The following is an 18,845-nucleotide window of genomic DNA, read 5'->3' on the forward strand; positions in this document are numbered from 1 at the left end:
AGGGTGAGGGGCAATTCCAAGGCGCTGAATCGCCGTGATCAGGCGACGGTGACCGGAACTTCGGTCGAGGTGCGCATTGCGTGGCTGTAGGGGCAGACGATGTGGGCCGCGGCAGCAAGTTTTTCGGCGGTTTCGCGGTCGAGGCCGGGGATATCGACCGTCAGCGCTACTTCGATGCCGAAGCCGGTGCCGTCTTCGCGCGGGCCGATGCCGACCTTGGCGGAGACGGTCGTCTCTTCCGGAATCTTGACCTTCTGCTGGCCTGCAACAAATTTCAAGGCACCGAGGAAGCAGGCGGAGTAGCCGGCAGCGAAGAGCTGTTCGGGATTAGTGCCGGTCGCGCCGTCACCGCCGAGTTCCTTGGGAACGGTCAGCGTCACGTCCAGAACGCCGTTTTCGGAAACGGCGCGGCCGGCGCGGCCGCCGGTGGCAGAGGCTTTGGTCGTATAGAGAATAGGCATGACGATCTCCTTTGGTTGGCCCTTCGATCGGGTCGGAGTTTTACTATCGCACAATTAAATTGTACGCAAGTTAATTTTGCAAATTGCATTTCACGAATGGAAAGAGGACAATCGCGGCCTCGGGGATGACGGATATGAAAGCGCAAACGGTAAAGACGATGGAGATACCTGAGGAAGAGAAGCGGCTGGAAAAGCAGCTGTGCTTCGCCGTCTACGCGACGGCGCATGCTTTTACCCGCGCCTATAAACCGATCCTCGACAGGGTCGGCCTCACCTATCCGCAATATCTGGTAATGCTGGTGCTGTGGGAACGCAGCGCCCTACCGGTTAAGACGATCGGCGAGCAGTTGGACCTCGATTCCGGCACGCTGTCGCCGCTGTTGAAACGGCTGGAGCAGAGCGGGCTGATCAAGCGCATCCGCGATCTGCGCGACGAGCGACAGGTGATCGTGTCGCTGACGCCGAAAGGCGAAGCGATGAAGTCAGAGGTCGATACGATCATGACGGCGATCGGAAAAGCCGCCGGCTGCACGATCGAGGAAATGGCCGAGATGCGCGACATGCTGCATCGGCTGCGGGCCAATCTCGGCCGGGCCGGCGACGGCTGAAAGCCCCTGCCCCAAGCCGGTATGACGTCTGCGGCGGGATCAGGACCGCCGAGTGGCGGCCTTCGCCGTCGCGCGGCGCTTTTTTGCAGGCGCAGGTGCGGCATCCGCGTCCTCGGCCGCCTGCTGCAGACGAAGCGCCCTCAACTTCTCCGTCTTCTTGTCACGCGCCGATGCCTCGGCGGCAATGATGGCGCGGGCCGTGTGATCGGTCGCTTCGGCCTTGTCGCGAGACGAAAGCTTGGCGGGGTTGAAGAATTCTCCCTTGGTGGCGGTCATGTGCCCCCCTTCTCGGGTAGTGTCGGCGTTTGATCCTTGCATTTCGGATGCCAACATCATTTTACGGCCGGGACGTACTTTCACAAGGCCGAGATGTGGCGACCGGCCCGTGACATTAGGGCCGGCATGCCACGGCCGGATCAGCGAGCGCGGACAGCCTTCTTCGGCGCCGGCAGCAGGCCCTCGCGCTGCAGCTTCTTGCGGGCAAGTTTGCGCTGGCGGCGAACGGCCTCCCCCTTTTCGCGGGCACGCTTCTCCGACGGCTTCTCATAAGCGCTGCGCGCCTTCATTTCCCGAAAAAGCCCTTCACGCTGCATCTTTTTCTTAAGCACGCGCAACGCCTGATCGACATTGTTATCCCTAACGAGTACCTGCAAACGAATATCCTTCCTGTCGGCGGCGAGGCCGCTGTCATATGATAAAAAACGGCGGGCTACTTGCCCATGCGGATTCCCGAAAATTTCAGCCACGGCTCGGCATCATCGGCTTTGGCGGCCGCCTCAAGTGACGCCGCCCGTGGCGATTCCCCGATGTCGATATCGTCATCGGTGATGCGGCGCTCGAAACTCTCGCCGGTGAACTGAACGCGATATTGCACGTGCCCGTGATCGTTGGGCAGGATGCTGGCGATCCGGCACCGCTTGTCTGCCTTTGCCGTGCGGGTCAGGCCGGACTTCAGCACGATCATGTCGCCGACCTTGTAGCTTGGTCTGCTCATTCTGCGTCCCTCGACTCTTCGGCTACTCAACTTCAAAACAAAAGGCCGGGCTTGAACCCGACCTCTTCCAGTCATTCGGCCACCAAGCTGCCTTTGATGGTCAGCGCGCTGCCAGTACATCCGTGGTCAGCGCGCCGCAATCTGTGGTCAGCCAAGGCGAATGACAATCATGCGGCCTGAAGGTTGTCGGCCGCGCTCTTGCCGGAACGCTTGTCGCGGACCAGATCGTAGCGGACCTTCTGGCCTTCGGTGAGTTCGCGCATGCCAGCGCGCTCGACTGCCGAAATATGGACGAAAACGTCCGTGGAGCCGTCATCAGGCTGAATGAAACCGAAACCTTTGGTGCCATTGAACCATTTGACTACGCCTGAATTCATAACGATTTCCTTTTCAACCGTTTGAGTGCACCCGTGGCAGAATATCCGCGGGCAATATCGATGCTGAGAGGAGATCTGACGAAGCGCGTTGGCGCATGGACAAAGGTCACGAGCATATTCGATAGGCACCATGTAGGCCTTTTACCGAATTAAGCAATGCTAAATCGAAAATAAAACTTTTCCGAGCGGTGAGCAGAGGCGGCCGACTGGCGACCGCCCCGGCGGCGTCACTGCCAGACGACGATCGGCGCCTTTGTCGGAACGCGGTCGTAGAGATCGATGATATCCTGGTTCAAGAGCCTGACGCAGCCCGAGGAGACGGCCTTGCCGATCGAGCGCCAGTCGGGGTTGCCGTGCAGGCGGTAGAGCGTGTCTTCGCCATTCGAGAAGATATAGAGGGCGCGGGCGCCGAGCGGGTTCTTCAGACCCGGCTCCATGCCGCCGTTTTCGATCGAATATTTGACCAATTCCGGCTGGCGGGCAACCATCTCGTTCGGCGGCTTCCAGCGCGGCCATTTCTGCCGCCACTGGATGACGCCCGATCCCTGCCAGGCGAAACCCTCGCGGCCGATGCCGACGCCGTAGCGCATCGCCATGCCGTCGGCCTGAACGAGATAGAGGAAGCGCGACGGCGTATCGACGACGATGGTGCCAGGCGGCTGGCCGGTGGGATCGAGGACACGCTGGCGATAGTAGCGCGGATCGATCTCTTCATAGGGAACGGCGGGAATGAGGAAGCCGCCGTCCTCGATCGGGCCATACATGACGGCAAGCTCAGGCCCGCTCGGCACGCTGGAGGCACCAGGCGACTGGAACAGGCGCATCGGCGAGCGGTAAATGATCGATGTATCGCCCGATGTAACTGTGTTGACGGAGGAGGCGCAGCCGGTGAGCGCAGAGGCTGCCGTCAGAGCCGAAAGGGAAAGAAAGCTGCGGCGGGAAAGATGTCTATCGGAACTCATGACGCGGGACTGATTTCCTTTTGATGCGGGAATCCTGGAATAACGACACCAGGAAATCTATCGGCTTGCGCCAAATAAACCATAGCTTCACGCAGACGTGTTCCGGCCGGAGCCGACGATATGAAGAGCGCTGTTGCAGCGCTACATCACAACGATCTCGGCCTTGGCGGGAAGCCGGTCGTAGAGATCGACGACGTCCTGGTTCAGCATGCGCACGCAGCCCGACGATGTCGCCCTGCCGATCGACTGCCAGTCGGGCGTGCCGTGGATGCGATAGAGCGTATCCTGGCCGTCCTTGAAGATATACATGGCGCGCGCGCCGAGTGGGTTCTGAAGCCCGGGATTCATGCCGCCGTTTTCCGCCGAAAAGGCGCGGACTTCCGGCTGGCGCGAGACCATTTCGACCGGCGGCGTCCAGCGCGGCCATTTCTGCTTCCACTGAATGACGCCGCGGCCCGACCAGGCGTAACCGTCGCGGCCGAGGCCGACGCCGTAGCGCATCGCCTTGCCGTTAGCCTCGACCAAATAGAGGAAACGCGCCTTGGTATCGACGACGATGGTGCCGGGGCGCTCGGTCGTCTGATAGTCGACCTCCTGACGCAGGAATTGCGGCTGGATCCGGCTGACCGGGATCGCCGGCAGAGTGAAGTCCTCGGCCCGCTGCTCGCCATACATCGCCATATGCACGGGATTGGTGAGCGGCAGGCCGTAGGTCTGGTGGAACTGGGTCTTGTAAAGCTCGCGCGTCTGCGGCACCGGCTGATCGGGGATCGGCCGCACCCGGCGCGGATCGACGCCCGGCGGCTGATAGAAGACCGGCGAGGTTTCCTGGACGAAGCGGGCGGGCGAATCGGCAGCGACATCGGGGATCAGGATGTTGCAGCCGCTGAGCGGCGCGACAGCAATCATAAGCCCGGCAATCGGGAAAACCCGGTGCAGAAAATTCATGGGACCACCCTAGTCAACGATCGGCGAGACAGCGATATCTGGCGCGACGATTGCATTCGCGGCTGGTGCGAGGCTGGCGTTCGTTGCATTGCACGACCATGGCTGTACCACCGGCGGCAGAGCTTACGCCGCCACCCCGTGGAAGAAGCGGATGCTCTGTTCGATCTCGGCCGGCAACGCCGAGGTGTGGTTGCCGGCGACGGTGTCGGTCTCGATATGGACGCCGGCGGCGCGGGCGCGGCGGGCGAGCAGATCGGCGCGGTCGTTGAAATGCGACTCTTCCGTACCGTGGACGACCCGGATGGGGCATTTGAAGCTGTGGGCGTAACAGAGCGCCGAGCGCACCTCGAATTCATGCGCATTGCTGTCGTCGAAGCGGATGTCCTGGGGATAGCGGCTGAAGAAACGGAAGGCGTTGGGATTGCCCGAAATCGGCGCGGCGGCGCGGAATTTTTGGCTGCTCATCGCCGTCAGCATGGTCAGCGTGCCGCCGATGCTATGGCCGGCGATGAACAGGCGGCCGGAATCGACGCCCGGCAGATGCGCCAGGCGCTCGGTTGCGGCAAGCACATCGTCGACCTCATCGTAGAAGCCGGAAAAATTGCCCCTCTGGCCGTTTTCGCCGCGCAGCGACGGCATCATCACGACATAGCCGGCATCCATGTAGGGCTTCATCAGCTGCCAATGGCCGATGCCCATGGCATTGCCGCCATGCAGGAAGAGCACGGCCGGCTTGGCAGTGCGCTCGCGTTTGTACCGGGAAACCCATGCCACCAGTTCGAGCTCGCCGCCATAGCCGGAGCGGTAGAATATCTTCTCGGCGTCGGCAGGCGCGGTCAGCGGTTCGTATTTATCCGGCGCCGGGCCCTTTTGCAGGAGTTTCGTGCGGAAGCGGCGGCGGACCGCGGCATAGTCGTGCTTGGCCAGGCGCGGCTCGTCGGGGACATCGAAGGCGGTCGCCATGCGCGGCAGGACGAGCGCGCCGGCAAGCCCCGCCAGCACGGCGCGGCGTTGGCGGAAAAAGGAATTTTGTTCATGCGAGCTCATGACGCGGCACCCAAATCATTTCCCCGGCACGCCAGATTTGCATCGGAAAACCGATGCCGCCAATACACATGATGTTGAAAATATGGCCCTGCGTCATTGTTGCGCAGGAGCGCAAAGCTCAGCCCGGCTTCGCATCGATCATGGCGATCAGCGTGCGCAGCCGGTCGGCCTCGTAAGGAGGTTTGTCGGGGCGAAGGCGGGCAATGCGGGGGAAGCGCATGGCGACCCCCGATTTGTGGCGTGTGGAGCGGTTGATGCCCTCGAAGGCCACCTCGACGACGAAGCCGAAATCCCGGTCGGCGCGGACGGCCCGCACCGGGCCGAAACGTTCGGTGGTGTTGTTGCGGACGAACTTGTCGAGCAGTTCGAGTTCGGCATCGGTGAAACCGAAATAGGCCTTTCCGACCGGCACCAGCTGTTCGCCGTCCTCGTCATCGGCCCAGACGCCGAAGGTGAAATCGGAATAATAGCTGGAGCGCTTGCCGTGGCCGCGCTGGGCATACATCAGCACCGCATCGACATTATAGGGGTTGCGCTTCCACTTGAACCAGGGGCCTTTCATGCGGCCGGCCTGGTAGATGCTGTCACGCCGCTTGATCATGACGCCCTCGATCACCGGATCGGGCGGGGCGGCGCGCAGAGCGTCGAGCTCCTCCCATGAAGAGAAAGGCACGAGCGGCGAGAGGTCGAACCGATCATGGGGCGCGCGCTCGATAATATCGGAAAGACGCTCGCGGCGCTCGACATAGGTGCGCCCGCGAATATCCTCGTCATCGTCGAAGAGCAGGTCATAGGCGCGGATGAAGGCAGGATAATCGTCGAGCATCTTCGCCGTCACGGTCTTGCGGTTCAGGCGCTGCTGCAGGTCGGAGAAGGTGCGGGTCGGGCTGTTGGAGCGGGCGGTGCCTCCGACAAGCAGCTCACCGTCGACGACGCCGGAAAAATTGATCGCGTCGAGAATATCGGGAAAGGCGCCCGAAATGTCGTCGCCGGAGCGGGAATAGATCTTGCGCCTGTCGCCGGAGCGCGACAGCTGGACGCGGATGCCGTCCCATTTCCACTCGGCCGCATAGTCGGCCGGCTCGAGACCTGCCAGGTCTCCCTCCTCCACGGCATTGGCGAGCATGACGGAATGGAAGATCGCCGGTGTAGCCAGCGCCGGTTTGTCGCCGCCGCCCGCCAGCCATTGGAACAGCGTCTCGTAAGGCGGCTGCAGGCCGTGCCAGAGAGTCTCGATCTCGGTGACGTCCTTGCCGCCGAGATCGGCCAGCGCCTGTTTGGCAAGACGGGAGGAAACGCCGATGCGCAACGCGCCGGTCGTCAGCTTGATGAAGGCGAAACGGCCGGAGGAATCCAGCCGGTCGAGCAGATCGCGGACATAGGCGCGCACTTCGGTGCGGCCGAGACCGTTCATGCGGGTGACGACCTCGCCGAGACGCGGCTGAGCAAGGGCGGAGCGGTCTATATCCCGCTCATTGTCCCAGACAAGCGAGATGGTTTCGGCGAGATCGCCGACATAGTCGTAGGAAAAATGAAACAGCACTTCGTCCATGCGTTCCAGCACCAGGTCGCGCAACATAGCAGGCTTGACGTCGCGCACTTCGAGCGTGCCGGCGATGGCGGCAAGGCCGTAACCGCGGTCCGGGTCGGGCGTATCGCGGAAATAATCCGTGAGCAGCTTGAGCTTGCCGTTGCGGCTGGGGGTCAGGACCAGGCGGTCGAGGAGGTCGGCGAAGGCTTTCATGCAAGCCTCCGCATTCCGGGAGAAAATCCCCCCCCAACTTTGCGAGGAGAAGACCCCTTCCCAGGCCCTCCCCACAGGTGGGAGGGGCTAACTCGCGGCACTGCCCCGCCTTCTTTCAACCACAGCGTTTGCGGCGATGATGTTGTGGCTGGACGGCGCGGCAGGTTAAGCCCCTCCCCCTTGTGGGGAGGGGTTGGGGAGGGGTTTTGACGCGTTCTCCAGCTCATCTCAATCCGCCTCATCCTCATAGCCCACGAGATGCAACGGTTTCGCCTTGATACCCTGCAGGTGGCACCAGCGCACCAGCGCCTCCTCGCGGCCATGGGTTACCCAGACTTCAGCCGGATTCAGTTCGCGGATCGTTTCGGTCAGTTCCGGCCAGTCGCAATGATCGGAGATGACGAGCGGCAGTTCGACGCCGAGCTGTTTGGCGCGCTGGCGCACCATCATCCAGCCGGAGGCGAAAGCCGGCAGCGGCTCGTTGAAGCGTCGCGCCCAGCGGTCGGCGAAGGCCGAGGACGGGCCGATGACGACGGCGCCCCGGAAGGTGGATTTGTCGCGGCTTTCTATCGTGGCGGGCTGCAGCTCGCCGAGATCTATTCCTTGGCCGACATAATAATCACAGAGCTTTTCCATGGCGCCGTGGATATAGATCGGCTCGGCATAACCGGCATCGCGCAGCAGCCGGATGACGCGCTGGGCCTTACCCAGCGCATAAGCGCCGATGAGATGGGTGCGCTCCGGAAATTGCCGGAGCGAGGCCAGCAGCTTGCCGGTCTCGTCGATCGGATCTGGATGATGGAAGACCGGCAGGCCGAAGGTCGCCTCGGTGATGAAGACATCGCAGGCGACCGGCACATAGGGCGCACAGGTCGGGTCTGGGCGGCGCTTGTAATCGCCGGAGACGACGATGCGGGTGCCGTTCTTCTCGATGGCGATCTGAGCCGAGCCGAGCACATGGCCGGCGGGGTGAAAACTCACCTTGACGCCATTGATCCCCAGCTCTTCGCCGAAATCGGCTATCTGCTCGCTGGCGCAGAAGCCCTCGCCATAACGCAGGCGCATGATGTCGAGCGTCTGACGGGTGGCGAGCACGTTCACATGCCCCGGCCGGGCGTGGTCGGAATGGCCATGGGTGACGAGCGCCCGTTCGACAGGCCGCACCGGATCGACGTAAAAGCCGCCCTCCGGGCAATAGAGCCCTTCCGGGGCGGGATAAAGCAGCGCATCAGCTCTCATGATGCAAGAGATAGCGGGAAACGGGCGCGGGGCCAGAGGAAGCGATCGTCATCACCTGATCCCGTCGAGAAAGGATATGATTGCTGCGTTGAACTCCGCCGGCCGCTGCAAAGGGGCGAAATGGCTGACGCCAGGCAGATAAATCATCTGAGCGTCCGGGATGCTGCCGGCAAGATATTCGGCATGCTCGGCTTTGATGAATTCGTCGTGTTCGCCGAGCACGATCGCGACCGGAACGCCGATGCGGCCGAGGTCGGCCGCCCCATAATTCGGCTCGGTCCGCATCATCAGGCTGACCGCCTCGACGAAGGAATTGAAATCGTCCGGCGTGGCGGACAATGCCGCATAATCCTTGGCGTGGCGGGCGAAACATCGGTCGATGACCGGAGTCGGAACGAATTCCAGCGTGCCGTTCGGATCCATGTTGCAGGCGAAGAAAAAGACGCCCTCCACACGCGACGGCGCCGTCATGGCGAGGATCAGCGCGATGCAGGCGCCGTCGCTCCAGCCGACGAACGCCGCCGTTTCCAGCCGCAGTTCGTCCATCACCGCCAGCACGTCGGCAGCCATCAGCTCATAGCTGTAGGGACTGACATCGCGGGTGCTTCGTCCATGGCCGCGGCTATCGATCAGCACGACACGGCGGCCACTGGCAAGGAGCGCCGGGACCTGGTAGCCCCAGTTGCCGCTATGGCCGAGGCCGCCATGCAGCAGAATGACGGCAGGGCCTGTGCCGTAGCTCGCATACCAGATGCGGGCGCCTGCGCGCCCGACATGGCCTTCGACAGCAGCCAATGGCAGCGGGGCCGCCCCCTGCGCTTCGAAATGAATGAGCTCGTCGTCCTGTCGTTCCATAGCGGTCCCAATCCTTTCCGGCGAATAATCCCGCGCATAGAAAAGCCGGAAAACAGCCCAAGAACAACCAGAATCGCTTTCTAGCTGTTGCCTTCGTCGATGCAATCAGGAGGAGCAGAGAGATGGGCAGGAAGCTTTTCTATTGCGCGGCGGCGATCGCGCTCGCGGCCGCCGCCATTTATCTCAACAATACCAGCCGCATTGCCGAACATCGGCCGGGAAAGCCGGTGCTGCTCGCTCATCGCGGCATCGCCCAACGGTTCGACGAGAACGATCTGAAGAACGACACCTGCACGGCGAGCCGCATGCTGCCGCCGAAACACGACTATCTGGAGAACACTATTGCCTCGATGCAGGCGGGCTTCGCCGCCGGCGCAGATGTCGTCGAGATGGACGTGCATCCGACAACGGACGGCGAATTCGCCGTCTTTCACGACTGGACGCTCGACTGCCGCACCGACGGACACGGCGTGACCCGCAAGCAATCGATGGCTGAAATGAGAAGGCTCGACATCGGATACGGCTATACCGCCGACGGCGGCAAGACCTTTCCATTTCGCGGCCAGGGCATCGGCATGATGCCGACGCTGGCGCAAGTACTTTCGACCTTTCCGGATCGGCGCTTTCTCATCAACATCAAGAGCCGCGATCCGTCCGAGGGGGAAAAGCTCGCCGCCGTGCTGAACGCGCTTCCGGCGGCACAGCGGGCCGGCATCATCGTCTATGGCGGCGACGAGCCGATCGACGTTCTCGGCCGGCTCGCACCGGATATCAAAACCGCCTCGCGCAAAAGCCTGAAGGGCTGCCTGTTCGGCTATATCGGCTATGGCTGGACCGGCCTCCCGCCCGAGGCCTGCAAGCATCGGATGATGCTGGTGCCGATCAATATCGCGCCTTGGCTGTGGGGCTGGCCGGACCGCTTTCTCAACCGGATGCAGGATGCCGGAACGGAGTTTTCGTGCTCGGCCCCTGTCGCGGCGGCGATTTTTCCACCGGCATCGACGATGCCGCGCAGTTGGCGCGGCTGCCGCGGGATTATGCGGCAGGCCTATGGACGAATGAGATCGAGACGATCGGCAAGCTCATGAAATGAGGCAGAGTCTCCGCGCGCCTCAGAACTCCTGCCAATCGCCGCCGGCGACTGCCGTATTGCCGTGGAAGGCCGCGCTCACCTTCGCGGCCATTGCACGCGGTGCCGATGGAATAGGTCTGGAAGCCGCGGTTGCCACGGCGGGGCGTGATTGGCGCAAGCCCCCGCTTCCGATGTTAAACTGCCCCAGCAGCTGGAAGAGCGCGTCGGCCTCCTTGGCGAGGCTGTGGGCGGCGGCCGTCGATTCCTCGACCATGGCCGCATTTTGCTGCGTACCCTGGTCCATGGTGTTAACCGCGGTGTTGATTTCCTTCAATCCCGTCGCCTGCTCCTTGGAGCTTTCGACGATTGCCAGAACATTGCCGTTGACCTGCTGAACCTGAGCGACGATTTCTTTCAGAGCCTTGCCGGTCTCCCCGACTAGGCTCACTCCGCTCTTCACGTGCTCGTTGGAGGCGCTGATCAGCTCCTTAATCTCCTTCGCCGCTTTGGCCGATCTCTGAGCCAGCTCGCGAACTTCCTGTGCGACTACGGCAAAACCCTTGCCGGCATCGCCCGCGCGTGCCGCCTCGACGCCGGCGTTCAGCGCCAACAGATTGGTCTGAAACGCGATTTCGTCGATCACGCCGATGATATTGCCGATCTCGGCCGACGATGTTTCGATCTTGCCCATGGCTTCGACGGCGTTGCGGACAACCGCGCCGGAGCGCTCGGCATTCTCGCGGGTCCTCCGCACCAACTGGCCGGCCTCCTGGGCGCGGTTGCTGGAATCGGAGACGGTTGTGGTGATCTCTTCGAGCGCGGCGGCGGTTTCCTCGACGGAGGCCGCCTGCTGTTCCGTGCGCTTCGACAGATCGTCCGAGGCGGAACGAACCTGCTGAGCTCCGGCCGCGATGCCGGTTGCGTTTTCGGCCACGGCCTGCATCGCTGCGCGCAGCTTGCCGACGGCGGCGTTGAAGTCGGTCCGGATTTTTTCCAGCGTCGGAATGAATGGAGTTGCGACTTCCTGGGTCAGATCACCGCCGGACAGCGCCATCAGGGATGCCGCCAGCTGATCGACGTTGTTGACGCGGGCGGTCACGTCCGTCGCGAACTTGACGACCTTGAACACTTTGCCGTTCATATCGAAGATCGGGTTGTAGGAGGCCTGGATATAGACCTTTTTGCCGCCCTTGCCGATGCGCAGGAACTCGTCAGCTACGAATTCGCCGGCTGACAGACGCACCCAGAACCGCCGATAATTGTCACTGTTGGCGTAAGCGCTGTCGCAAAACATCGAATGATGGCGGCCCTGGATCTCGGCCAGCTGATAGCCGAGCGCCGACAGGAAATTCTCGTTGGCCGTCAGTATCTCGCCCTTCGGCGTGAATTCGATAACCGCCTGGGCGCGCGACAGCGCGCTTATCTTGCCGGCATCCTCCGCGCTCTGCAGCTTCTGCTTGGTGATATCGGTCGCGAACTTCACGACCTTGTAGGGTTTTCCGCCGCTGAAGACCGGATTATAGGAGGCTTCGATCCAGATTTCCTTGCCGCCCTTGCCGATGCGTTTGTACTGGCGCTGATCGAACTCGCCTCGGTTGAGCCTCGCCCAGAACTCGCGATAATCGGCCGACGAGGCTTCTGCCGGCTCGACGAACATCCGGTGATGCTGGCCGACAATCTCGGACAAGTCGTAACCGAGGGCAGCACAGAAATTGGCATTGGCCGTGAGAATCTTGCCGGTAAGGTCGAATTCGATGATGGCCTGCGACCTGCTCATCGCGGCAAGCACGGCCTTGGCATCCGAACCGAAGCCGAATCCTATCTTCTTCATGCTGTTCCCCCATCGCTCAAATCGAGCGCATGACTGCCGCCACCCACCGCGGGCTTGCGCTGGACGGGCACCCCGGAAATAAAATCCGATAAAATCTTTAAGCTTCCTTTAACCGAGCCGTCTCGAAACCGGATGCGTGACATCCGAGCAACGCTGAAAAATAACAAAGCACAAACAGCGACTTGACCTGAGGCTTCCCCAGGGATGCTGAACTTTCGGGACGTTGTCAAACGTGCCGCCACCGATTTTTTCGCCTTGGCCGGGTTCGAATGGTTCGAAGATCCGTAAACTCTTTGTTAATCAACGGCCGCCCGCCCGTTGCCAACAGTCAAGGGCCTTTCCGTTTTTCTCTGCACATGCATATTTTTTCCGTCCTTCGAGCCGGCAGAATCAACTTCAGATACGAGCGGCAAGTGGACACATCAGCCGCCAAGCGCCGGATGCGAGGCAATCGGAGAAAGACATGCCGCTCGAGGCCGAGTTCAATCGAATTGAGGAAGTCGCTGCAGGCTTCAAGACGCATTACGAAGTCTTCAAATACATGAAGCGCCTCACCCAGGATCTGGGGATGACGGCCTTCCTGATCATGACGCTTCCTTCGGTCGATGTCGTCGAAATCGGCGCGACGAAGATCATCACCAACTGGCCGGCGGAAATGGTCGATTATTACGACGCCCATAACCTGATGGTCGACAGCCCGGTCATCCGGAGGATGCTGAGATCGACCAGCCCCTTCAATTATGATGTCGAGGCGATCAATACCGATCGCGGCGAAGGCAAGAAGTCCACCGTCATCGAGTTGTTCAGGCGGTACGGCATGGAAAAAGGCGCCTATTTTCCCGTTCATGATGCCGCGGCCGGACGCGGTGCGATGTCGATTTCGGGGTCTCGGAATTTCAACATGGTCGAAATGGCGAAACTCCTGTTTATCGCGACGCTCATCTATGATCGGCTGTCCCAGCTGACATTGAACGAGAAACACAAGCCGGTTGCCTTTACGCAGAGCGAGCTGGACTGCCTGAGGATGACGGCCGGAGGCAGGAAGAGCAGCGAGATTGCGAAGCTTCTCGATCTGTCGGAAAGCGCGGTCAACAATCAGATCGGCAGCGTGATCAGGAAGCTGGGATGCACGACGAGAACGCAGGCGGTCGTCAGCGCTCTGCGTCTCAACATTATTCGAGTCTAAACCAACGATCGGCTGGTGACCAGCTTAGGAAAAGTTCAGAGAAGCTGCGCCTGCAGCAACAGCGGCACCTCCTCCGGCGGGACGGGCTTGGAGAAGCGGTAGCCCTGCGCCTCCTCGCAGCGTGCCTGCCGCAGGAAATCCATCTGGGCATCGGTTTCGACGCCTTCGGCGAGAACCGAGAGCTTCAACGTCTGCGCCAGCGAGATGACGGCCGAGGCGATGGCGACGGCTGTTTCATCGCCCGGCAAGGCCTCGACCAGCGAACGATCCATCTTCAGCCGGTCGAAGGGGAAAGTCTTCAGTGCCGCAAGGCTGGAATAGCCGGAGCCGAAATCGTCGATCGACAGGCGCACGCCGAGCGCCCTCAGCTGCTCCATCATGGCGAGCGCACGCTCGGCATCCTGCATCACCACGCTTTCGGTGACCTCGAGCTCCAGCCAGCGGGATTGCAGGCGGTTGCGCTCCAATGCCTCGCCGACCTGGCTCGCAAAATCCGGATCGGCGAACTGCTTCGCCGAAACATTGACGGCGATCGTTACCGGCGTCAGGCCCATATCCTGCCAGTTGCGCGCCTGGCGGCAGGCCTCGTTCAGCACCCAGAGGCCGAGGGGAACGATGAGGCCGGTCTCTTCGGCAATCGGGATGAAACTCGCCGGCGGCACCCTGCCCTTTGCCGGGTGGTTCCAACGGACCAGCGCCTCGATGCCGGTGATGCGGCCGGTGGCGACATCGACCTGCGGCTGATATTCCAGGAACAGCTGATCGGCTGTTATCGCCTGATGGAGCTCCTCCTGCTCGCCGCGCGGCATGCCGACCCCGCTGCTGTCGCCATCATGATGCTGCAGCGTGTTGCGGCCGAATTGCTTGGCGCGATACATTGCGCGATCGGCATTGGCGAGAAGCTCTTCCGAGGTGGAGCCGTCGACGGGAAAGGCGGCGACGCCGATACTCGAGGTGATGATGATCTCACCGCTCTCGCCTTGCATCGGCCGAGTAATCGCCTTCTGCAGATCGCGAAGGCGGCGGGTGATGCCGGCATCGTGGCTCGACTGGTGGACGAGCACCACGAGGAATTCGTCTCCGCCGAGCCGCACCACCATATCCGAGGGACGGATGCTGTTGGCCATGCGGGTGGCGATCTCCTTCAACACCTCGTCGCCGGCGGCGTGGCCGCGGCCGTCATTGACGTCCTTGAAATTATCGAGATCGATATAGGCGACCGTGACCTTGCGATTGTTGCGCCGGGCCTGGTCGAGGATGCCGGCCAGCCTTTCCTTCAGAAAGGCGCGGTTCGGCAGGCCGGTGAGATCGTCATGATGCGCCATGAAATGGATGCGATCGTCGACGCGCTTGCGTTCGATGGCGATGCCGGCGATGTGGGTGGCGAGCGCCACCAGCCTCATTTCATGCTCCGTCGGACGGCGTACCTCCCTGGAATAGAGGGCGAAGGTGCCGAGCACATTGTTCTCAGAGGTAGCGATCGGCGTCGACCAGCAGGAGCGAAAGCCGAAAGGCGCAACCAGCCCGCGGAAATCCTCCCACAGCGGATCGCTCATCACGTCCTCGACTATGACGGGCTGGCCGCGCCAGGCGGCGGTACCGCAGGAGCCGACCTTGGGGCCGATGGTGACACCGTCGATGAGCCGGCTGTAGCCTCCGGGAAGATTGGGAGCCGCACCGTGATAGAGCCGGGTGCCCTCGCCGTCGAGCAGAAGAACCGAGCCGTCGATATCCGTCAGCTGGGCTTCGATCATCAGCACCAGCGCCTCGAGGATCATCGGCAGCGGTTCATTGCGGGCGATCATCTCGAGCAGTTTCGCCTGGCCGCGATGGAGATCCTCCTGCAGCTTGCGTTCGGTGATATCGCGGGAAACGCCGATCAGCCCGACGACCTCGCCGCGATCGTTGCGCAGCGGTATTTTCGAGGTCAACCGGCATACCGGCTTGACGGCGCCGGGAAGGACGACCGTCTCCTCCATGTCGATGCGGGCTACGCCGCTCGCCATGATCTGCTGCTCGATATCGAAATGGCGGCGCGCCGCCTCGAAATCGAACAGGTCGAAATCGCGCTTGCCGGCGATCTCTTCGGCGCTGAGGCCGAGGCTAGCCGCCGTGACGGCGTTGGCGAAGACAAAGCGGCTGTCACGATCCTTGACGTAGAGGAAGTCCGGAAGTTCGTGGATAATCGCCTTCAGGCGCAGGTTTTCAACGCCTTCCGAGAGGTGATGGGCGGCAGACGCCATCATCGCCTCGGTCGCGGCAACGAAGCGCCGTGTTTCGGCCGTCAGGGAATCGAGCGATTCCCATCGCCCGGCACTCGCTTCGTGCATAACGCCATTCTCCCGCAGCGGCTGAAGGCCCGCAACATCCATTTATTTTCCCTTCAAAGTAGTCTCCATTCCCTTCGGGTTGCTTAAATGAAAGAGTGAATAACACACCAATATAAGCGGCGAGATCCTGCCGTCGGTCCCTGTCGCAGCAAGAATTTCGGATTGATGTGACGGGCCTGTGCCAAAAGAGGACAGGCGGGCTGGCACGTTTTCTGCTACGGGCGCGTCATGACAGGAGAGCCCGGAATGCCTTTTCGCCGCGACATGCTTCTCTTTCTCGCCGCCTCCGCGCTTGCGGGCGGGACATCGCGCACGCTTGCCTCGCCGCTGACGGCTGCCAGCCAGCCGGATCTCCGCGGTACGATCGACGCGGTGGAATATCGCGCCGTTCCCGAAATTGGGGACCGCAAAATCCGCAACCTGGAGCAGATGATCAGACAGGCGGCGGCCGAGAACGTGCCGGTCTTCCTGCCGCCCGGCACCTATAAGATCTCCAACCTCAGCCTGCCCGACAATACCCGCATATCAGGCGTGCCCGGCGCCTCGCGGATCGTCTATACCGGCGACGGCCATCTGTTTGCGGCCGAAAACATCAGGCGCATCGAGCTTTCCAATCTCGTCATCGACGGCGGCAACCGCTGGCTCGGCGACTACGCCGGCGGGCTTCTGCAATTTACCGGAGTCGACGAGGTGCTGATCGACAATTGCGAGATCGGCGGCAGCCGCAAACACGGCCTGCAGCTGGAGCGCTGTGGCGGGCGGATCGAACGCAGCCGCATTTCGGGCGCCGCCCAGTCCGGCCTCTACGCTGTCGATTCCGCCAATCTTTCGATCGTGGCAAATACGGTCTCGGATTGCGGCAATGGTGGCATTCTCGTGCATCGCTGGAAGAAGGCGGAGGACGGCACGGTCGTCTCCGGCAACCGGATTTCCAACATCCGAGCCAATGACGGCGGCACCGGTCAGAACGGCAACGGCATCAATGTCTTTCGCGCCGATGGCGTAATGGTGGTGAACAACCAGATTTCCGACTGCGCCTTTACCGCTATCCGCGCCAATTCAGCCTCGGACATCCAGATCAGCAGCAATCAGTGCCGGCGCTCGGGCGAGACGGCGATCTATGTCGAATTCGCCTTCGAAGGGGCGGTCGTTTCCGCCAACGTGATCGACGGGGCGGCGAACGGTATTTCGATCGCCAATTTCGACGACGGTGGCAGACTCGCAAGCGTCACCGGCAATGTCGTGCGCAACCTGACGCTGAAAGGCCCCTACGCGCACGAGGTCGGCTTCGGCATCGGCATTGCGGCGGAGGCCGATACGCTGGTGTCGGGCAATGTGATCGAGGGCGCGCCGCGCTGGGGCCTGCAGATCGGATGGGGGCCCTATCTCAGAAATGTCGTCGTCAGCGGCAACGTGGTACGCAAGGCGCCTGTGGGATGCGCCGTCTCGGTCGCCGAACGCGCCGGCACCGCCGTCATCACTGACAACGTCTTCCAGGAGACGGCCGAAGGGGCCGTTCTCGGCTTCGAATGGGACAAACAGGTCTCCGGCGAGATGGCGGGCGGCGGCTCACCCTATAAGCAACTCACCGTAGAACGGAACCGTATTTCATGACAGGCGGCTCGGCCTATGGTCAGTGCGTCTGATAGGTGCCGGTGACGGTCGCTTCCGCCAATGCGTGTTTCTTCGCCTCCGCCCACATTGCGCTGATACCGGCGGCATCCGGAGTAGAAAGCTTCGGCACGTCGAGGGCCGCCAGGCGGAAGATGTAGTGATGCGGGCGATCGCCTGCCGGCGGCTGCGGACCGTCGTATCGGGCATTGCCGAAATCGTTCTTGTAGAAGCGGGGGGCTTGCTCCGGCGCCGTATCGACGCTTTCGGCAAGGGCGCTCCACTGCGCCGGGATATTGGCAATGCCGCAGTGGCGGAACGTGCCGCGCGGAGCATCCGGATCCTCGACCACCAGAGCGAAGCTCCGGGTCCCGGCGGGAGCACCGCTCCAGGCAAGCGGCGGAAAGAGGTTCTCGCCGGCTCGCGCATATTTCTCCGGGATCGGCTGGTCCTGGGCAAAAGCCGTGCTGATCAATGTCAAGGTCATGAAACTCTCCTTTCCTGATCGGGGCTCCTTCCTAATCGGGGCTCCTTTGTGATCTGGGCTCCTTCACCGTCAGGGACGACCGCTCCCTTTTTTATGCTCGCTCTCCTGATTGCGGCCACGCATGATGCCCCGATCGTCATTGCGAGGGTCCGGATCGGCCTTCAGATCGCCTTTCCGATAGGCCTCCTTTGCCTGGTGCGCGCTGCGCACGCGGGTCATCGCATTCGACGCCTCGACGGCGCCAATCTCTGGGTCCAACCCGCCGGCCCTTTCATTGTTCCCCCTGTCAGGCAATTGTGCTCGATCTGCCGCCGGGGAAGGCGCTCGCCAGATCAAAAGCTTTCATCGTCCCATCAGCGGCGAGGACTTTTCCTGGGGTGATCCGGCGTTTACCTTTTGTGCGACACATCGAGGGGGTATCGTCATGCTGACAATCTATGGAGTCTATCGATCGCGCGCTTCGCGCGTCTACTGGATGGCGGAGGAGCTCGGGCTCGAATTCCGCTCCGTGCCGGTGCTGCAGGCCAGGCGGCTCGCCGACCCGCTCGCCGAAGAGGCGCCGCTCAACACGCATTCGCCTGATTTCGCAGCCCTCAACCCGATGGCCCAGATCCCCAGCATTCGCGACGGCGATCTCGTCATGCACGAGTCGCTGGCAATCAATCTCTACCTCGCGCGTAAGTATGGCGGGCCGCTTTCCGGCCAAACCGTCGAGGAAGACGGATTGCTGACGATGTGGACGATCTGGGCGGCTTCGCAAGTCGAGCCGCATTCGGTGCGCATCGTGCTGACCTATGACAACGGGCTTGAAAAGAGCGAGGACGGCAAGCAGACGATCGCCGCCGCCTGCTACGGGCTGCGCCGGCCATTTGTGGCGCTCGAAAGCCATCTCGCCGGCCGTCAGTGGATCGTCGGCGAGCGCTTCACCGTCGCCGATCTCAACATCGCCGAGGTGCTGCGCTATGCCCAGAGCGAGACGGACCTTTTCGACGTGCATCCGAACATCAAGGCCTGGATCGAACGCTGCCAGTCCCGCCCGGCCTACAAGGCGATGCAGGCGGCGCGCGGCAAGGAGCCGATCGAAGTCTAAGGC

General features: G+C 62.0%; 19 protein-coding genes and 1 pseudogene. 5 read left to right on the forward strand and 15 right to left on the reverse strand.

Going from position 1 to position 18,845, the window contains the following annotated elements; translation table 11 throughout:
* Window positions 1-38: 38 nt before the first annotated feature.
* Window positions 39-461 (reverse strand): organic hydroperoxide resistance protein, encoded by a 423-nt coding sequence (locus tag CO660_RS18250; protein WP_064837534.1) that lies wholly within the window; start codon window positions 459-461, stop codon window positions 39-41.
* A gap of 125 nt (window positions 462-586) precedes the next feature.
* On the opposite strand from CO660_RS18250, the gene CO660_RS18255 reads away from it, so the two are divergent.
* Window positions 587-1,069, forward strand: a complete 483-nt coding sequence (locus CO660_RS18255; protein ID WP_085777402.1) for a MarR family transcriptional regulator — start codon at window positions 587-589, stop codon at window positions 1,067-1,069.
* 39 nt (window positions 1,070-1,108) lie between these two features.
* Here CO660_RS18255 and CO660_RS18260 read toward each other — a convergent pair whose 3' ends face one another.
* The 10 genes from CO660_RS18260 to CO660_RS18305 form a co-directional block, all read right to left on the reverse strand.
* On the reverse strand, window positions 1,109-1,345 hold the full coding sequence (locus tag CO660_RS18260; RefSeq protein WP_097599907.1) for a hypothetical protein: 237 nt from the start codon (window positions 1,343-1,345) through the stop codon (window positions 1,109-1,111).
* A 140-nt stretch (window positions 1,346-1,485) separates the two neighbouring features.
* The gene (gene rpsU / locus CO660_RS18265) at window positions 1,486-1,722 is read right to left on the reverse strand and encodes a 30S ribosomal protein S21 (protein WP_011424510.1); all 237 of its coding nucleotides are present in this window, start codon (window positions 1,720-1,722) and stop codon (window positions 1,486-1,488) included.
* Window positions 1,723-1,778: 56 nt separating this feature from the next.
* A complete protein-coding gene (locus tag CO660_RS18270; RefSeq protein WP_097599908.1) occupies window positions 1,779-2,063 on the reverse strand; it encodes a cold-shock protein in 285 nt (94 codons plus the stop codon).
* A 167-nt stretch (window positions 2,064-2,230) separates the two neighbouring features.
* Window positions 2,231-2,440 carry a cold-shock protein gene (locus CO660_RS18275; RefSeq protein WP_085777399.1) on the reverse strand — a complete coding sequence of 70 codons (210 nt, stop codon included), beginning with the start codon at window positions 2,438-2,440 and terminating at the stop codon, window positions 2,231-2,233.
* A 227-nt stretch (window positions 2,441-2,667) separates the two neighbouring features.
* Window positions 2,668-3,402: a L,D-transpeptidase gene (locus CO660_RS18280; protein ID WP_085777398.1), complete on the reverse strand. Its 735-nt coding sequence runs from the start codon at window positions 3,400-3,402 to the stop codon at window positions 2,668-2,670.
* Between the two features lie 141 nt (window positions 3,403-3,543).
* On the reverse strand, window positions 3,544-4,350 hold the full coding sequence (locus CO660_RS18285) for a L,D-transpeptidase (protein ID WP_097599909.1): 807 nt from the start codon (window positions 4,348-4,350) through the stop codon (window positions 3,544-3,546).
* A gap of 123 nt (window positions 4,351-4,473) precedes the next feature.
* Window positions 4,474-5,397 (reverse strand): alpha/beta fold hydrolase, encoded by a 924-nt coding sequence (locus CO660_RS18290; protein ID WP_097599910.1) that lies wholly within the window; start codon window positions 5,395-5,397, stop codon window positions 4,474-4,476.
* Window positions 5,398-5,515: 118 nt separating this feature from the next.
* On the reverse strand, window positions 5,516-7,141 hold the full coding sequence (locus tag CO660_RS18295) for a cisplatin damage response ATP-dependent DNA ligase (RefSeq protein WP_097599911.1): 1,626 nt from the start codon (window positions 7,139-7,141) through the stop codon (window positions 5,516-5,518).
* Window positions 7,142-7,369: 228 nt separating this feature from the next.
* Window positions 7,370-8,380 carry a ligase-associated DNA damage response exonuclease gene (locus tag CO660_RS18300; protein ID WP_097599912.1) on the reverse strand — a complete coding sequence of 337 codons (1,011 nt, stop codon included), beginning with the start codon at window positions 8,378-8,380 and terminating at the stop codon, window positions 7,370-7,372.
* Between the two features lie 51 nt (window positions 8,381-8,431).
* Window positions 8,432-9,235: an alpha/beta hydrolase gene (locus CO660_RS18305; RefSeq protein ID WP_097599913.1), complete on the reverse strand. Its 804-nt coding sequence runs from the start codon at window positions 9,233-9,235 to the stop codon at window positions 8,432-8,434.
* Window positions 9,236-9,357: 122 nt separating this feature from the next.
* Here CO660_RS18305 and CO660_RS18310 point away from each other — a divergent pair.
* A pseudogene (locus CO660_RS18310) lies at window positions 9,358-10,328 on the forward strand (glycerophosphodiester phosphodiesterase family protein).
* Between the two features lie 19 nt (window positions 10,329-10,347).
* On the opposite strand, the gene CO660_RS18315 reads toward CO660_RS18310, so the two are convergent.
* A complete protein-coding gene (locus CO660_RS18315) occupies window positions 10,348-12,138 on the reverse strand; it encodes a PAS domain-containing methyl-accepting chemotaxis protein (protein WP_097599914.1) in 1,791 nt (596 codons plus the stop codon).
* A 463-nt stretch (window positions 12,139-12,601) separates the two neighbouring features.
* Here CO660_RS18315 and CO660_RS18320 point away from each other — a divergent pair, with 463 nt between their 5' ends.
* Complete coding sequence (locus tag CO660_RS18320) at window positions 12,602-13,324, forward strand: LuxR family transcriptional regulator (protein WP_097599915.1); 723 nt, start codon at window positions 12,602-12,604, stop codon at window positions 13,322-13,324.
* A gap of 35 nt (window positions 13,325-13,359) precedes the next feature.
* On the opposite strand, the gene CO660_RS18325 is transcribed toward CO660_RS18320, so the two are convergent.
* Window positions 13,360-15,654, reverse strand: a complete 2,295-nt coding sequence (locus tag CO660_RS18325; protein ID WP_097599944.1) for an EAL domain-containing protein — start codon at window positions 15,652-15,654, stop codon at window positions 13,360-13,362.
* A 246-nt stretch (window positions 15,655-15,900) separates the two neighbouring features.
* Here CO660_RS18325 and CO660_RS18330 point away from each other — a divergent pair, with 246 nt between their 5' ends.
* Window positions 15,901-17,268, forward strand: a complete 1,368-nt coding sequence (locus CO660_RS18330) for a TIGR03808 family TAT-translocated repetitive protein (protein ID WP_097599916.1) — start codon at window positions 15,901-15,903, stop codon at window positions 17,266-17,268.
* Window positions 17,269-17,287: 19 nt separating this feature from the next.
* Here CO660_RS18330 and CO660_RS18335 read toward each other — a convergent pair whose 3' ends face one another.
* Both CO660_RS18335 and CO660_RS18340 read right to left on the reverse strand, forming a co-directional pair.
* Window positions 17,288-17,752, reverse strand: a complete 465-nt coding sequence (locus CO660_RS18335; RefSeq protein ID WP_097599917.1) for a YbhB/YbcL family Raf kinase inhibitor-like protein — start codon at window positions 17,750-17,752, stop codon at window positions 17,288-17,290.
* A 69-nt stretch (window positions 17,753-17,821) separates the two neighbouring features.
* Window positions 17,822-17,971 (reverse strand): hypothetical protein, encoded by a 150-nt coding sequence (locus tag CO660_RS18340; RefSeq protein ID WP_176536303.1) that lies wholly within the window; start codon window positions 17,969-17,971, stop codon window positions 17,822-17,824.
* A gap of 205 nt (window positions 17,972-18,176) precedes the next feature.
* On the opposite strand from CO660_RS18340, the gene CO660_RS18345 reads away from it, so the two are divergent.
* Complete coding sequence (locus CO660_RS18345) at window positions 18,177-18,842, forward strand: glutathione S-transferase family protein (RefSeq protein ID WP_097599918.1); 666 nt, start codon at window positions 18,177-18,179, stop codon at window positions 18,840-18,842.
* Window positions 18,843-18,845 lie beyond the last annotated feature (3 nt).

Source organism: Rhizobium sp. L9 (assembly GCF_002531885.1).
In the GTDB taxonomy this organism is placed as follows: domain Bacteria; phylum Pseudomonadota; class Alphaproteobacteria; order Rhizobiales; family Rhizobiaceae; genus Rhizobium.

What these genes read in the sequence shown, in the direction of transcription:
- CO660_RS18250 (WP_064837534.1), bottom strand. Translation starts at nt 461, where the DNA reads ATGCCTATTCTCTATACGACCAAAGCCTCTGCCACCGGCGGCCGCGCC.
- CO660_RS18255 (WP_085777402.1), top strand. Translation starts at nt 587, where the DNA reads ATGACGGATATGAAAGCGCAAACGGTAAAGACGATGGAGATACCTGAG.
- CO660_RS18260 (WP_097599907.1), bottom strand. Translation starts at nt 1,345, where the DNA reads ATGACCGCCACCAAGGGAGAATTCTTCAACCCCGCCAAGCTTTCGTCT.
- CO660_RS18270 (WP_097599908.1), bottom strand. Translation starts at nt 2,063, where the DNA reads ATGAGCAGACCAAGCTACAAGGTCGGCGACATGATCGTGCTGAAGTCC.
- CO660_RS18275 (WP_085777399.1), bottom strand. Translation starts at nt 2,440, where the DNA reads ATGAATTCAGGCGTAGTCAAATGGTTCAATGGCACCAAAGGTTTCGGT.
- CO660_RS18280 (WP_085777398.1), bottom strand. Translation starts at nt 3,402, where the DNA reads ATGAGTTCCGATAGACATCTTTCCCGCCGCAGCTTTCTTTCCCTTTCG.
- CO660_RS18285 (WP_097599909.1), bottom strand. Translation starts at nt 4,350, where the DNA reads ATGAATTTTCTGCACCGGGTTTTCCCGATTGCCGGGCTTATGATTGCT.
- CO660_RS18290 (WP_097599910.1), bottom strand. Translation starts at nt 5,397, where the DNA reads ATGAGCTCGCATGAACAAAATTCCTTTTTCCGCCAACGCCGCGCCGTG.
- CO660_RS18295 (WP_097599911.1), bottom strand. Translation starts at nt 7,141, where the DNA reads ATGAAAGCCTTCGCCGACCTCCTCGACCGCCTGGTCCTGACCCCCAGC.
- CO660_RS18300 (WP_097599912.1), bottom strand. Translation starts at nt 8,380, where the DNA reads ATGAGAGCTGATGCGCTGCTTTATCCCGCCCCGGAAGGGCTCTATTGC.
- CO660_RS18305 (WP_097599913.1), bottom strand. Translation starts at nt 9,235, where the DNA reads ATGGAACGACAGGACGACGAGCTCATTCATTTCGAAGCGCAGGGGGCG.
- CO660_RS18315 (WP_097599914.1), bottom strand. Translation starts at nt 12,138, where the DNA reads ATGAAGAAGATAGGATTCGGCTTCGGTTCGGATGCCAAGGCCGTGCTT.
- CO660_RS18320 (WP_097599915.1), top strand. Translation starts at nt 12,602, where the DNA reads ATGCCGCTCGAGGCCGAGTTCAATCGAATTGAGGAAGTCGCTGCAGGC.
- CO660_RS18325 (WP_097599944.1), bottom strand. Translation starts at nt 15,654, where the DNA reads ATGCACGAAGCGAGTGCCGGGCGATGGGAATCGCTCGATTCCCTGACG.
- CO660_RS18330 (WP_097599916.1), top strand. Translation starts at nt 15,901, where the DNA reads ATGCCTTTTCGCCGCGACATGCTTCTCTTTCTCGCCGCCTCCGCGCTT.
- CO660_RS18335 (WP_097599917.1), bottom strand. Translation starts at nt 17,752, where the DNA reads ATGACCTTGACATTGATCAGCACGGCTTTTGCCCAGGACCAGCCGATC.
- CO660_RS18340 (WP_176536303.1), bottom strand. Translation starts at nt 17,971, where the DNA reads ATGACCCGCGTGCGCAGCGCGCACCAGGCAAAGGAGGCCTATCGGAAA.
- CO660_RS18345 (WP_097599918.1), top strand. Translation starts at nt 18,177, where the DNA reads ATGCTGACAATCTATGGAGTCTATCGATCGCGCGCTTCGCGCGTCTAC.